Raw genomic sequence first — 12853 nt, 5'->3', positions numbered from 1 at the left:
GCTCAGCTCCGGAAGCCGTGTGTGCGGTGCGAGCCGTCGCACCACGGTTTGTTGGTGGAGTGGCCGCAACGGCACAGGGCGCAGCGCCCTGTGCGGTGCTCGGTGCGTCCGTCCGGCAGCGTCACGGTCACTGGCCCCTGCACCAGCAGAGGCCCGTCCGGGCTCAGCTCGATGCGGATCGAAGGCTCGTCCGGGGCGACTTCCGTCGTGGGCTCCCGCAGGGTCAATGCTCCGCTGGGGCAGTTCCGCACCTGCGCCACGATCCGGGCGGTGTCCGCGCCCCCTGGACGGATCCAGGGGCGTTCGCCGGGCTTGAAGACGTCGGGCAGGCCGGTCCAGCACCGCCGCGAATGGGTGCATAGCGCGGGTTTCCACACGATGGTGACCTCGCCGTTGGTGTAAGTGTGCTCCTTGTCGCTCATGCGCCTTCCCGGATGCTGATGTGGATGGGGTTGAGCAGGGTGCGGTGCACCGGGCAGCGCGCGGCGATCTGCATCAACCGGGCCCGTTGGTCGGCATCCAGCTCGCCATCCAGCCGCACGGCCATGTCCAGCCGCGTGGCCACGGCACCGTTCGCCGATGTGCGGTCCATGCGCACCTCCACGCTCAGGCTTTGCAGGGGCCATCCCTTGCGGTCCGCGTACATCCGCACGGTGATCAGGGTGCAGCTCGCGAGCGATGCGCATAGCAGCTCATGCGGGCGGGGGCCTTCGTCGCGCCCGCCGTCCTCCACGGGTTCGTCGGCCACAAGCGCATGCCCCCGCATCGTCAACCGGGTGGTGTAGGGCGCCCCGTCGAGCCGGGCGCCGATGGCCAGATGCCTGCCTTCCTCCATCCCGCAAAGGTGCGCGTTCCGGCGTGCATCGCGGTGGCTCCGGACGGATCGTGCGCTTGGCGAACGGCCGGGCCGGTGTTCGCGGGGGCGAGCTCTGCGTCCGATCCGGACCGAAGGCCGGTCTCTGCCGCGGTGCCTGAAGCGTCAGCGCAGGTCGTTCACCTCCACGCCGGGGTGCTTCGCCTTGTCGAACACGAAGAGCCCGTCGGCCAGGTCCACGTTCGGCACGAAGCGCTTCAACGTGTAGGTGACCTCGTTGCCGTCCTTGTACAGCACCTGCACGCTGCGGGGCTCCACCTTCGCCTTGTCCACCACCAGCACCACGGTGTGGTACGGCCGTTTCGTCGGGTCGGAGGGGAAGAGCTTCAACGTCTGCACCACCACGCCTGCCGCGTCCGGGGCCTCGCTCACGAACTGGCTCTTGAAGCCCGTCTCGTACATCGTGAACAGCTTGCTGGGGTCGAGCTCCTGGTCCATCTCCGCCGCGGCGTTCAGCGACACCTCGTTCGCCTCCTTGTTGTACGTCCACAGGGTGGCACCGTCGCTGATCACCGTGTTCTTGTCCAGCACCAGGTGGAACTTCTTCCCCTTCACCTTCACGGTACCCTCCTGTTTCACGTCCAGCTTGCCGGCCTTGTTCACCAGGCGGCTGCTGAAGTCGGCCTCGAAGCTGGTGTAGCTCTTGTTCTTGGCCACCAGGCGGTCCATCACCGCCTTGCTTCGGGGGTCGTCCTGGGCGTGGGCCAACGGGGCGGCCAGCAGGCCGACGGTGAGAAGGGAGAGAAGTGCGTTCATGGCGTGCAAAGCTACGCCGCCCCCTTGGCAAGGGTCGTGCCACGACCGGTCCGGCGCGGTCAGCGCTTCGGCTTCAGCATGGTGCCCGTGCATTTGGGCGATCCGCAGCGGCAGGCCCAGATGCGCTTCATGGCGTTGGTGTGGCGCTCGTCCAGCACGATGCCATAATCGTAGGTGAGCTCCTCGCCGGGCTTGATCGCCCGCCGTGCCTCGATGATCACCTTGTCCTTCTTCGGGTCGCCGCCTTCGTCCTCATGCACCAGCGCCTCGCAGTTGGGCGCACAGCTATGGTTCAGCCAACGCGCGATGTTGCCGCGCACGTTCGCGTCCAGGATGTACTTCTCGTTCAGCGTGAACAGGAAGGTGTGGCCGCTCGTGACATCGCCGCCGTGCTGCCGGTCGGCCTCGGCATGCGTCACCATCTTGCCCTTGTACTGCACGATCAGCTCACCCTTGCGGATGGGGGCGATGGCGAACACGCCGTTGCCGTGGATCTTGGAACGACGACGCTCGATCTTGTCCTCTGCGTAAGGCTTGGCCATGGGTGTGTGAAGGGGCGCAAAGAAAGCGCTTCACCGCCACGTCCGCTCACCCGAAGTAGATCCGGCACACGAACACCGCCGTCACCACGCACACCAGGTCGGCCAGCAGCATCACCCACAGCGTGTAGCGGCTGTCCTTCACGCCCACGCTTCCGAAGTACAGGGCCACCACGTAGAAGGTGGTCTCGGCGGCACCTTGGAACAGGCACACGAGCTGCCCGGTGAGGCTGTCCGGCCCGTAGGTCTTCATGGCGTCCAGCAGGAAGCCGCGCGATCCGCCCGCGCTGAAGGGCCGCATCAGGGCCACCGGCACGGCGTCGATCACCGCCTTGTCCACGCCCACGGCGGCCATCACGGCCGACAGACCGTCCATCACGATGCCCATCAGCCCGCTGTTGCGGAAGATGCTCAGCGCCGCCAGCATGGCGATCATGTACGGCAGCACCCGCAGACCGGTGGTGAAGCCGTCCTTGGCCCCATGCACGAACGAGTCGAACATGTTCGTGCCCTTCCCGGTGAACACCTTCTCCTTGAGCAGGGCGAAGCCTACGATGAGGCCGATGATGGCCAGCAGCATGCCGTTGCTGAGGTTGTCCGTGAAGTGGAACTTGTGCACGCCCGTCAGGCCGGTGATGTAGGCCATCAGGACCCCGATGAGCACGCTGATCCCCAGCACGAAGGCCATCACCGGCCCGTTGAACAGGTTGATGCGCTGCTTGAACGCCACCAGGAACAGGGCCGACAGCGTCCCCACGAACGAGGTGATGATCAACGGGATCATGATGTCCGCCGGGTTCGCCGCGCCCATGGCCGCCCGGTAACCGATGATGCTCGTGGGCAGCAGCGTGAGGCCTGCGGCGTGCAGGCACAGGAACATGATCTGCCCGTTGGTCGCCTGGTCCTTGTCCGGGTTGTCCGCCTGCATGCTCTCCATGGCCTTCAGGCCGAACGGCGTGGCCGCGCTGTCCAGCCCCAGGAAGTTGGCGGCGAAGTTCAACGTCATGAACCCGTAGGCCGGATGGTCCTTCCGCAGGTCGGGGAAGATGCGATGGAACACCGGGGACAGCACCCGCGCCACCTTCTCCATCGCGCGTGCGTCCACCAGCAGGTTAAGCAGGCCGCAGAAGAAGGTGAGGTAGCCGATCAGCGGCAGCCATAGGTCGGTGAGCGTGTTGCGGCAGGTGGGGAAGAGGCCGTCCGCAGGCACCGTGCCCACGCTCACCTTCACCACGCCGGCGCCGTTCAGCGTGTACAGCGTGTCGCTGCGCTGAACCCCGGAGGTGCCTGCTGATCGAAGCTCCGCCAGCAGCGGCGTGCCGACCAGCGCGGTGGTGTCCAGTTCGTTCACCAGCATCGGCTCGCCCTGCCGGCCGTTCACCAAGGCGCCCAGCCCGTATTGCCGGCCGCTGAAGAGCATCACCATGATGTAAGCGATGCTCAGCAGCAGCATCCACGTCCAGAATCGGCTCAGGGCCATGGCCGCAAAGAAGGGCATCGCCGCTCTCCCGTGCGGACGCCCGGGCGCCCGACCGTGAACAAGGGGCTGTGGAAGGGGAGAGGCCTTTTCACGGATCCTTCATCCACGGCCCGCTAGCTTTGGCCCATCCATCCCTTCACCATGACGCGAGCACCTCTCTTCATCGCCGCACTGGGCGCGCTCCTGCTGGGTTCCACCAGCTGCGTGTCCGAAAAGAAGTACACCGCCCTCACCCTCTCCAACGAGACCCTCAAGAACAAGCTGGATGAATGCAACCGGGGCCTTGATGGGTGCCGCAGCGAGAACGCCGTGATGGAGGCGCGGGTGGCGGAGCTGCAGAACAAGAACGACCACCTGAAGGACCAGGTGGCCCAGCTGAACAACACCAACGCGGCCCTGTTGAACAACGTGGGGCAGATGGCCACGCTGAGCCAGAAGGAGGCCGCCAACCTGGAGAAGTCGCTCGAGCAGATCCGCGAACAGGACCTGCGCATCCGCACCCTGCAGGACGCCCTCACCAAGAAGGACAGCGTCACCCTGGCGCTCGTCGTCAGCCTCAAGAGCTCCCTGGGCAACCTCAATGACACCGACGTGGTGGTCAACGTGGAGAAGAGCGTCGTCTTCATCGAGCTCAGCGACAAAATGATGTTCCGCACCGGCAGCACGGAGCTGTCCGCCCGCGCCCGCGAGGTGCTCGGCAAGGTGGCCACGGTGCTCAACGGCAAGCCCGACCAGGAGGTGCTGGTGGAGGGCCACACGGACAACGTGCCCATCGGCCGCGAGTGCTTCAAGGACAACTGGGACCTCAGCGTCTCGCGCGCCGTCACCATCACACGCGTGCTGCAGAACGACTACAAAGTGGATCCCGCGCGCATCACGGCCGCCGGCCGCAGCGAGTACCTGCCGCTGGTGGGCAACGATACGCCGGACGGCCGCTCGCGCAACCGCCGCATCCGCATCGTCATCCTGCCCAAGATGGACCAGTTCTTCGGCATGATCGAGGACGGCCTGAAGAAGGCCTCCGGGCAGTGACCGGGTCCATCCTTCGCTTGTGAACGGCGCCTTCAAGGCGCCGTTCGCGCGTTCATGCCGGCGTTCCGCAGGGTGTGGGTCACACATGCTCCGCACGGGCGTTCGTCCTCCCCGTCGATTGCCGGCCGCCGTTGGTCGAAGCAACGTCACCGCGCGGCGGGCCGCCCGTATCGCCCCTCAACACCCGCACCCATGCACCGCCTCAACCACCTCCTGCCTGCGCTCGCCGCAAGTTTCATCCCCTTCACCGCCGCACAGGCCGATCCGCCGCCGGCGCCGCTCGCGTCCACCACGGTCGAGCTCATCGGTTGGCTGCACGTGGAGGCGCTCAGTTTCGACCAGGCCACCGTGGAGGTGCAGGTGGGCGGTTCGGTGCACACCGCCACCGTGTCGCGCACCGGCCGCTTCGATGTGCTGCTGCCAGCGGACACCGAGGTGCTGGTGCGTTTCGAGCATCCCGGCCACCTCAGCAAGGAGGTGGTGGTGGACACCCACCATGCGGAGCGCAGCCACGACGGCAAGGGACCGCGCCAGCTGCGCATGGGCGTGGTGCTCGAGCTCGAGAAGCGCATGGGCGGCCTGGCCTACGCCGGGCCCGTGGGGCGGCTGGCCTTCGATGCCGAAGGGGGCTGCGTGGCCGTGGAGCACACCCGCCGCATGACGCCCGCCCGCCGCAGCAAGGCCGTGGTGTTCTGAGCCGACCGCCACCACCCGTCAGCGGCCCTCAAGCGTGGGGGCCGTTGGCGTTCCGGATGATCCCGATCAGCCGGGCGGTCCCCGGATCGCTCCACCTTCGGGCATGGTCGCACGCAGCGCCCTCGTGGCCATCAAGGTCCTGCACACCCTGATCTGGGTGGTGCTCAGCGCGGTCATTCACTACCTGCTCTACGCCGTCATCGCCGACCGCATCAACCGTTGGTTCTGGTGGGGGCTGGGCCTCGTCGGGCTCGAGATCGCCACGCTGGTCGTGTTCCGCATGAGCTGCCCGCTCACCGTGGTGGCCCGCCGCTACTCCGATTCCCAACGCGCCAACTTCGACATCTACCTGCCCGAGTGGCTCGCGCGCCATAACAAGACCATCTACTCGGTGATCATGGGCGTGGTGCTGGTGGGGTTGGTGTGGCGGTTGGTGGGGTAGGGGAGCCTGTTTGGGTGCCAGCATCACACCGACCGCCGCAAATGAACCCCGGTGATCAGGCATTCACTGCGCCTTGGCGCCTCTGCGGCCCGTTCTTCAGAATCCCCCCACCCCCGGCCCCGCAGCCACACCCGTGTTGAGGTGCGCGGCCAGTGCGGCCTCGTTGGGGATCATCACACGGCGGGCCTTGCTGCCCTCGAAGGGCCCCAGCACACCGGCGGCCTCCAGCTGGTCCACGATGCGGCCCGCGCGGTTGTAGCCCAGCTTCAGCTTGCGCTGGATGAGGCTCGTGCTGCCCTGCTGCGTCTGCACCACCAGGCGCGCCGCGTCCTCGAACATGCTGTCGCGCTCGCCGTCGTCCACATCGAGCTCGCCACCGTCCTCGGTGGGCACCTCGGGCAGGATGAGCGCGTCGGGATAACCGCGCTGCGCGCCGATGAAGTCGCAGATCTTGTCCACCTCCGGCGTATCCACGAAGGCGCACTGGATGCGGATGAGGTCGTTGCCTGTGCTCAGCAGCATGTCGCCGCGGCCGATGAGCTGCTCGGCGCCGCCGCTGTCCAGGATCGTGCGGCTGTCCACCTTGCTGGTCACGCGGAAGGCGATGCGCGCCGGGAAGTTGGCCTTGATGGTGCCGGTGATGATGTTGACGCTGGGACGCTGCGTGGCGATGATCAGGTGGATGCCGATGGCGCGCGCCAGCTGGGCCAGGCGGGCGATGGGCGTTTCCACTTCGCGACCCGCCGTCATGATCAGGTCGGCGAACTCGTCCACCACCAGCACGATGTAGGGGAGGTAGCGGTGTCCGTTCTCCGGGTTCAGCCGGCGCTGGATGAACTTGCTGTTGTACTCCTTGATGTTGCGGACCTGCGCATCCTTGAGCAGTTCGTAGCGCTCGTCCATCTCGATGCACAGGCTGTTCAGCGTGGCCACCACCTTCTTGGTGTCGGTGATGATGGCCTCGCCCTCGCCCGGCAGCTTGGCCAGGAAGTGGCGCTCGATCTTGTTGAAGAGCGTGAGCTCCACCTTCTTCGGGTCCACCAGCACGAACTTGATCTGGCTGGGGTGCTTCTTGTAGAGCAGGCTGACGAGGATGGCGTTGAGGCCCACCGACTTGCCCTGGCCCGTGGCACCGGCCATCAGCAGGTGCGGCATCTTGCTCAGGTCCGTCACGAAGGTCTCGTTGCTGATGGTCTTGCCCAGCACGATCGGCAGGTCCATGCTGGTGTTCTGGAACTTCTCGCTGGCCACCACCGCGCGCATGCCCACCACCTGCGGCCTGCTGTTGGGCACCTCGATGCCGATGGTGCCTTTGCCCGGGATCGGCGCGATGATGCGGATGCCCAGCGCCGCCAGGCTCAGCGCGATGTCGTCCTCCAGGTTCTTGATCTTGCTGATGCGCACCCCGGCCTGCGGGATGATCTCGTACAGCGTCACCGTGGGGCCGATCGTCGCCTTGATCTTGTCGATGCCGATGTTGTAGTGACCGAGGGTCTCCACGATGCGGTCCTTGTTGGCCTCCAGCTCCTCCTTGGTCACCGTCACCTCCCCGGTGCCGTGGTCCACCAGCAGGTCCAGCGGTGGCAGCTCATAGCTGCTCAGGTCCAGGGTGGGATCGTACTCGCCGAACTCCTGCAGTTTGGCCTCGATCTGGTCCTCGGTGAGCACCTTCTCCTCGGCCGCGGCCACCACGCTCATGCCGTCCACCGCGATGGGCACGGCGGGCAGAATGGGGTCCACGGGCGTCTCCTCCACGGCGACCGGCACAAGGTCCAGCGCCGGCGCGATCTCGGGCACCAGGCCCTCCACCTCCATTTCCATTGCGACCGGACCCTCCACCTCGAGCTCCGGGGTCGGCTCGTCCACCTCCACGGCCTCTTCTTCGGGCAGGACATCCTCCATGACCACGGACTCCTCGCCGGGTGCTTCCACCGGTGCTGGTGCTTCCACCGCGTCCTCCATGCGCACGCGGTTGGCCTTGACCACGGCGGGTTCCTCCATGGTGGGAGCGGCCTCCGGCTCGGGGGGGCGGCGCTGCAGCAAGCTGACGAGCCAGGTGAAGTTAGGGTCGAAGAGCGCGGTGAGCACGGCCCCCAGGCTGAACAGCAGCAGCGCTGCCGCGCCGAAGTTGCCCAGGAGGCCGGTGAGGTGGCCGTTCACGGTGTAGCCCAACGCGCCGCCCAGGAAGGCCAGTTCGCCGCTGCGGAACACGAAGGCCATGGCGGCCGGCAGCCACAGCAGGGTCACCAGGCTCCAGGTGAGGGTGCGGCGGAAGGGCAGCAGCCAGTTGCCCACAAGGATGCGGATACCGCCCAGGAAGCTCCACAGCACGAAGGCGAAGGCCGCCACGCCGAACCAGCTGCGGATGAACTGATGGCTCACCAGCGCGCCCAGCTTGCCCAGCCAGTTGTCCGCCTCCACCTCGCGGCTCAGCAGCGCGCCCCACGACCGGTTGGTGAGGTCCTGGTCCGCGCGCCAGGTGAACAGGTAGCTCACGAAGGCCACCACCAGGTAGCCGCTCAGCAGCACCAGGAAGAGGCCGAGGACTTTGTGCGTGCGACGGTCGGTCGCAAAGGCCTTGGTGCGCGACCACCATCCCGTGCCGGCGTCGCGCGGCTTGTTGCGTTTGGCGGCACGTTTCGGGGTCTCCTCCGGCGTGTCGTCGTCGGTGGACTTCACCCTGTTCTTGCGTTCGTTGGCCACAGGCATGGCGCCCGCGCAGGCTGGCGCGCGGGACGTTCAAAAGTACCGGGGGGTGTTCCCAGCAACGGGCCGTGGCGCCCGGCTATTATCAACAGTTCCGAAGGAAAACCTGAAGCCGCTGGGCCTCAGAGGCTGAAGGTGCCCAGCACCTCCTGCAGTTCGTGGTCCAGCACGGCCGGCGGCACCTCCTGGTAGCCGTCCTTCTGGGCGAAGCGCGCGGCGTCCACCTTGCCGGGGGTCACGGCCACGGCGTCCAGGCGCATGCGCATGCCATACTGCACCATCTCGTACCGCAGCAGCACGCCGGGCACTTCCTGGAACGGGCCGTACCAGTTGGGGTCGTCGATGCGGATGCGGTCCGTGTAGTACAGCTCGATCTCGGGCTTGTCGATGCCCCCGAACACGGCCACCGCCTTCTTGCACGGATATCCGGCGATGGTGTCCACCTCGTTGGTGTAGAGGATGGTGAGGGCGGGCTTCTCCTTGTTGAAGGTGAGCATGTCGCGCGGCTGAAGGCGGCTCACCAGCTTCTTGCTCAGCAGGCTCAGATGGTAGTCCATCCGCTTCTGGCTGTTGTCGGTCACGATCGCCGTGCGGAACACGCCCATGCCGGCGCTCAGCTCGGCCAGTTGCTTGTCCTGGGTGAAGGTCACCGTCGTCTTCTCCGGCAACATGCCGGCCATCAGGCCGTTGGGGTCGTAGTCCGGAAAGGTCAGGGCATACTCGATGACCCCCTCGGCCACGCGCTCCTCGAGCAGGTTCCGGCTGCAGCCGTTGCCCAGAAGGGCAACGGCTAGCAGCATCACGGAATACGGTCGTCCAAACAGGTCCATGGGTCGCACTGAAGCAATGACAGGTGGCCTTCGTACGGCGACCGCCCGGCCAAGGTTGCCCACCCCCTGGAACGACCCGCCCTACCTTTGGCCCCGTCCCCCTTCACCATGGAACTGCGATTGATCGAGGCGGCCTCGGAGATCGGCGCGGGCAAGCGCGGCGCCAGCATGGGCATGGCCGCCCTGCGCGTAGCCGCCTGGAAGCTGGGCAGTGAGCTCTTCGGCCACGCCGAGGAGAGCATCCTGCGCGACGAGAACGACGTGCTCTACGAGGACGACAATTCCCCGAACGCCCACCACATCGACGGCCTGATCCGCTTCGAGAGCGACCTGGCCTACGAGGTGTACAGGTACCTGAGGAACAACACCTTTCCCATTGTCGTCGGAGGTGATCATTCGATCGCCATCGGCTCGGTGAGCGGAACCAAAATGGCCTTCCCCAACGAGCGCCTCGGGGTGGTGTGGATCGACGCCCATGCGGACCTGCACAGCCCCTGGACCACGCCGAGCGGCAACGTGCATGGCATGCCCCTGGCCCTGCTGATGCACCTGGAGAAGAAGGGCCGCAACCGTCCCCGGGTCTTCACCATGGACGTGTGGGACCGCCTTCGGAAGATCGGCGTCAACGGCCCCAAGCTGGCCCCAAGCGACCTGGTCTTCATCGCCTTGCGCGACTACGAGCCTGAAGAGCAGTCCATCATCGCCGAGCACCGCATCAAGGTGATCACTGTGGACGACCTGCGTAGCAAAGGCTCTTCAGCCATCGTGCATGAGACCCTGGCCCACCTTACCGCCTGCGAGCGCATCCATGTCAGTTTTGATGTGGACAGCCTCGACCCCTCCATCAGCGTGGGCACCGGCACTCCCGTGCCCGGCGGACTGATGCTTGATGAGGCCAGCGCTCTCCTGAGCGGTCTTTGCGCCGATCCCAAGACGGCCACGCTGGACGTGGTGGAGATCAACCCGGCCCTCGATACCGGCAACGCCATGGCCGAGGCCACGCTCAGCATCCTAGAGCCCCTGTTCCCCATCCTTCGCGGGCGGTAGTGCTGCGCGGGATGGATGCGAATGTGCGAATGATCCGATGTGGGAATGTGGCAGAGCGCCTTTGGCTTTGACCGTCCTACCCCCGTGGGATGTGCCCATGGTCAAATGTTCACATGAGCACATGAGCACGACCTGTCCCGCATAGTGGGATGGACATTTGACCACCGAGCCACATGATCCCTCAAGCTGCCTCCGCCGTCATCCTCGTCCGCCCCAGCGGCTTCGGCCCCGACCCGGAGACGGCGGTGAGCAACGCTTTCCAGAAGCTGGTCAACGACCCTGACATCCGGCGGCTGACCGAGGAGGAGTTCGATGGGCTGCTGGACGCGCTGGACCGCTGCGGCATCGGCACCACGGTGCTCGACCCCGTGGACCCCATGGCGCCCAATGCCTTGTTCCCCAACAACTGGTTCAGCACCCACGCGGACGGGACCGTGGTGCTGTACCCCATGTGCACGCCGAGCCGTCGCCGAGAGCGCGATCGTTCCTTGGACGAGACCTTGGAGCGCGAGGGGTTCCTCGTGAAGCGGTTGGTCGACCTCAGTGCCTTGGAGCAGGCGGACCGTTTCCTGGAAGGCACAGGAAGCCTCGTTCTCGACCGTGTTCGCAACGTGGCTTACGCCGCGCTCTCCCCGCGCACCAGCGAGCGCGGCCTCAACGTATGGTGCGGCGTGATGGACGGTCACCAGGTGCCCTTTCTGGCCACCATGGACGGCACCCTCACAGGACAGCCGGTCTACCACACCAACGTGGTGATGAGCATCGGCGAAGGCTTCGCGGTGGTCTGTCTCGACGCGATGCCCTATCCGGTGGACCGCGAGGATGTGCAGGCGGAACTGGAGCGCGCGGGCAAAGTGCCGGTGCCGATCACCCTGCAGCAGATGCACCACTTCGTGGGCAACCTGTTGCAACTGCGTTCACGGCAGGGGCCGGCCATCCTGCTGTCCACGACAGCCTTCGGCGCCCTGGATCCGGTGAAGCGCCGCCTGTTGGAGGCGCACGGCCAGTTGGTGCCCGTGGCTTTGCCGACCATCGAGGCCGTGGGCGGGGGCAGCGTGCGCTGCATGCTCGCAGAGAACTTTCTGGAGCGCCGCTGATCCACGATCCATGGTTCATACCGCAGGCCCGGGGCGCTCCCGGCCCATCACTCCATTCGCGACCTTGGCGGTCATGCGCACCCTTCCCCGATCCTCCATGCCTCGATCCATTGCCGTGCGGGCCCTGCCCGTCATTCTGTTCGGCAGCACGATGGTCAGCGCGCAAACACCCACCCCGCGTGCGCTGGCGGATAGTGCATATGCGTTGCTGGAGGCCGACCCCGAACGCGCCATGCAGCTCGCCCTGCGGGCCCTCCCCGCTGCGCGCAAGGCGCAGGACGATGAACTGCTCCACGACGTGCTGAACAACATCCGGTACGTGCACTATATGCGCGGCCAGCATGCCGACCTGCTCGAGCGCTCCGTGGAGGCGTTGAGCGTGGCCGAGCGCATGGGCAACCACCGTACCATCGGCGACGACCATGGCTGGATCTCCGTGGCGCTCTTTGGCAGCGGCCAGGATGAGCGCGGCTACGAGCACGCCCGCATCGCCCTGGAGCACATGCGCGTCAGCGGTGACACCGCCGCCATCACCCGCGGGCTGAGCGACATGGCCAATGCCAGCAATATCCTAGAGAAGCGGGGTGAGGCCATCCTGCACATCAGCGAGGCCATCCGGTTGTACGAGGCCACGGGCGACAGCTCGGGCGCGGCCTTCGCACAGAACATGCTCGCCGCCTATCACATGACCTCCAAGCGATGGAGCAGTGCGATCCCGTTCCTGCACAAGGCGCATCACTACATCGCCCGCAAGGGCACCGAGGTGGAACGGCTGTGGGTGGAGGGCGATCTGGCCAGGGCGCACCTGCATGTGGGGCACTTCGACAAGGCCCGCGCCTTCCTCGCCTCGGCCGATGCTCGCGTGGCCCGGTTGGGCGCAGCTCGCGAGCGGCCACGGCTGCTCCACACCTGGGTGACCTTCCACCGGGAGCAGCGCCAGTACGACGAGGCCCTCAAGAAGGCCATGGAGCTGGTGGAGCTCAACGACTCGCTCTTCAAAAGCGAGGCCCCGGACCGCATCGCCCGCTCCACGGCGGCGCATGAATTGGCGCGGGCCAACGAACGGGCCGGAGAGCTCAAGGCCGAGCGCGATCAGGCCCAGGCCGCCGCCATCGGTCTGGTGCGTTGGCGCACCGGCCTGCTCACCCTGCTTGGCGCCATGCTGTTGTCGCTGCTGGGGGCCGTGGTGCTGTGGCGCCGCTCGGCCGAGGAACGCTCGCGCCTCCGCGCGGAGCTCGACCGTGCATTGGAGGAAGTGGACGTGCTGCGCGGACATCGGCTGCGTCCGACGGACGAGGCGCCCCTGCGCAAGGTGGATTGAGCGGGATACCCGTCCCTGGCCGGGATCTTCCTT

Annotated in this window: 13 protein-coding genes; 6 read left to right on the top strand and 7 right to left on the bottom strand. The window is 66.5% G+C overall.

What is annotated here, in order from left to right; translation table 11 throughout:
• Positions 1-2: 2 nt before the first annotated feature.
• The 5 genes from IPJ87_07085 to IPJ87_07065 all read right to left on the bottom strand — a co-directional run bounded on the left by IPJ87_07085 (position 3) and on the right by IPJ87_07065 (position 3649).
• Positions 3-422, bottom strand: a complete 420-nt coding sequence (locus IPJ87_07085; protein ID MBK7941624.1) for a (4Fe-4S)-binding protein — start codon at positions 420-422, stop codon at positions 3-5.
• Positions 419-835, bottom strand: a complete 417-nt coding sequence (locus IPJ87_07080) for an OsmC family protein (protein MBK7941623.1) — start codon at positions 833-835, stop codon at positions 419-421. Before IPJ87_07080 ends, IPJ87_07085 begins: the two co-directional genes overlap by 4 nt.
• Before the next feature lie 144 nt (positions 836-979).
• Complete coding sequence (locus tag IPJ87_07075; protein MBK7941622.1) at positions 980-1630, bottom strand: outer membrane lipoprotein carrier protein LolA; 651 nt, start codon at positions 1628-1630, stop codon at positions 980-982.
• Positions 1631-1689: 59 nt separating this feature from the next.
• Positions 1690-2172, bottom strand: coding sequence for an SET domain-containing protein-lysine N-methyltransferase (locus IPJ87_07070; GenBank protein ID MBK7941621.1), 483 nt, complete (start codon positions 2170-2172; stop codon positions 1690-1692).
• 46 nt (positions 2173-2218) lie between these two features.
• Complete coding sequence (locus tag IPJ87_07065) at positions 2219-3649, bottom strand: spore maturation protein (GenBank protein MBK7941620.1); 1431 nt, start codon at positions 3647-3649, stop codon at positions 2219-2221.
• Between the two features lie 141 nt (positions 3650-3790).
• Here IPJ87_07065 and IPJ87_07060 point away from each other — a divergent pair, with 141 nt between their 5' ends.
• The 3 genes from IPJ87_07060 to IPJ87_07050 all read left to right on the top strand — a co-directional run bounded on the left by IPJ87_07060 (position 3791) and on the right by IPJ87_07050 (position 5819).
• Entirely contained in the window at positions 3791-4681 is an 891-nt protein-coding gene (locus tag IPJ87_07060) for a flagellar motor protein MotB (protein MBK7941619.1), read from the top strand.
• 192 nt (positions 4682-4873) lie between these two features.
• Complete coding sequence (locus IPJ87_07055; GenBank protein ID MBK7941618.1) at positions 4874-5377, top strand: hypothetical protein; 504 nt, start codon at positions 4874-4876, stop codon at positions 5375-5377.
• A 103-nt stretch (positions 5378-5480) separates the two neighbouring features.
• Complete coding sequence (locus IPJ87_07050) at positions 5481-5819, top strand: hypothetical protein (GenBank protein ID MBK7941617.1); 339 nt, start codon at positions 5481-5483, stop codon at positions 5817-5819.
• Positions 5820-5915: 96 nt separating this feature from the next.
• Here the strand turns inward: IPJ87_07050 and IPJ87_07045 are convergent, their stop codons facing one another.
• Together IPJ87_07045 and IPJ87_07040 are read right to left on the bottom strand one after the other, a co-directional pair.
• A complete protein-coding gene (locus IPJ87_07045) occupies positions 5916-8528 on the bottom strand; it encodes a DNA translocase FtsK (protein MBK7941616.1) in 2613 nt (870 codons plus the stop codon).
• A gap of 119 nt (positions 8529-8647) precedes the next feature.
• Positions 8648-9325 (bottom strand): hypothetical protein, encoded by a 678-nt coding sequence (locus tag IPJ87_07040; GenBank protein MBK7941615.1) that lies wholly within the window; start codon positions 9323-9325, stop codon positions 8648-8650.
• Between the two features lie 138 nt (positions 9326-9463).
• On the opposite strand from IPJ87_07040, the gene IPJ87_07035 reads away from it, so the two are divergent.
• The 3 genes from IPJ87_07035 to IPJ87_07025 all read left to right on the top strand — a co-directional run bounded on the left by IPJ87_07035 (position 9464) and on the right by IPJ87_07025 (position 12820).
• Positions 9464-10402 (top strand): arginase, encoded by a 939-nt coding sequence (locus IPJ87_07035; protein MBK7941614.1) that lies wholly within the window; start codon positions 9464-9466, stop codon positions 10400-10402.
• A 173-nt stretch (positions 10403-10575) separates the two neighbouring features.
• On the top strand, positions 10576-11499 hold the full coding sequence (locus IPJ87_07030; protein MBK7941613.1) for an amidinotransferase: 924 nt from the start codon (positions 10576-10578) through the stop codon (positions 11497-11499).
• Between the two features lie 97 nt (positions 11500-11596).
• Positions 11597-12820 (top strand): hypothetical protein, encoded by a 1224-nt coding sequence (locus IPJ87_07025; protein MBK7941612.1) that lies wholly within the window; start codon positions 11597-11599, stop codon positions 12818-12820.
• Positions 12821-12853: the final 33 nt, after the last annotated feature.

This window comes from Flavobacteriales bacterium, from assembly GCA_016713875.1.
GTDB lineage: Bacteria > Bacteroidota > Bacteroidia > Flavobacteriales_F > PHOS-HE28 > PHOS-HE28.
The sequence above is the reverse complement of the archived record's forward strand: the minus strand, read 5'-3'. Positions and strand labels throughout refer to the sequence as shown.

What these genes read in the sequence shown, in the direction of transcription:
- IPJ87_07085 (MBK7941624.1), bottom strand. Translation starts at nt 422, where the DNA reads ATGAGCGACAAGGAGCACACTTACACCAACGGCGAGGTCACCATCGTG.
- IPJ87_07070 (MBK7941621.1), bottom strand. Translation starts at nt 2,172, where the DNA reads ATGGCCAAGCCTTACGCAGAGGACAAGATCGAGCGTCGTCGTTCCAAG.
- IPJ87_07075 (MBK7941622.1), bottom strand. Translation starts at nt 1,630, where the DNA reads ATGAACGCACTTCTCTCCCTTCTCACCGTCGGCCTGCTGGCCGCCCCG.
- IPJ87_07045 (MBK7941616.1), bottom strand. Translation starts at nt 8,528, where the DNA reads ATGCCTGTGGCCAACGAACGCAAGAACAGGGTGAAGTCCACCGACGAC.
- IPJ87_07055 (MBK7941618.1), top strand. Translation starts at nt 4,874, where the DNA reads ATGCACCGCCTCAACCACCTCCTGCCTGCGCTCGCCGCAAGTTTCATC.
- IPJ87_07030 (MBK7941613.1), top strand. Translation starts at nt 10,576, where the DNA reads ATGATCCCTCAAGCTGCCTCCGCCGTCATCCTCGTCCGCCCCAGCGGC.
- IPJ87_07035 (MBK7941614.1), top strand. Translation starts at nt 9,464, where the DNA reads ATGGAACTGCGATTGATCGAGGCGGCCTCGGAGATCGGCGCGGGCAAG.
- IPJ87_07065 (MBK7941620.1), bottom strand. Translation starts at nt 3,649, where the DNA reads ATGGCCCTGAGCCGATTCTGGACGTGGATGCTGCTGCTGAGCATCGCT.
- IPJ87_07060 (MBK7941619.1), top strand. Translation starts at nt 3,791, where the DNA reads ATGACGCGAGCACCTCTCTTCATCGCCGCACTGGGCGCGCTCCTGCTG.
- IPJ87_07025 (MBK7941612.1), top strand. Translation starts at nt 11,597, where the DNA reads ATGCCTCGATCCATTGCCGTGCGGGCCCTGCCCGTCATTCTGTTCGGC.
- IPJ87_07040 (MBK7941615.1), bottom strand. Translation starts at nt 9,325, where the DNA reads ATGCTGCTAGCCGTTGCCCTTCTGGGCAACGGCTGCAGCCGGAACCTG.
- IPJ87_07080 (MBK7941623.1), bottom strand. Translation starts at nt 835, where the DNA reads ATGGAGGAAGGCAGGCATCTGGCCATCGGCGCCCGGCTCGACGGGGCG.
- IPJ87_07050 (MBK7941617.1), top strand. Translation starts at nt 5,481, where the DNA reads ATGGTCGCACGCAGCGCCCTCGTGGCCATCAAGGTCCTGCACACCCTG.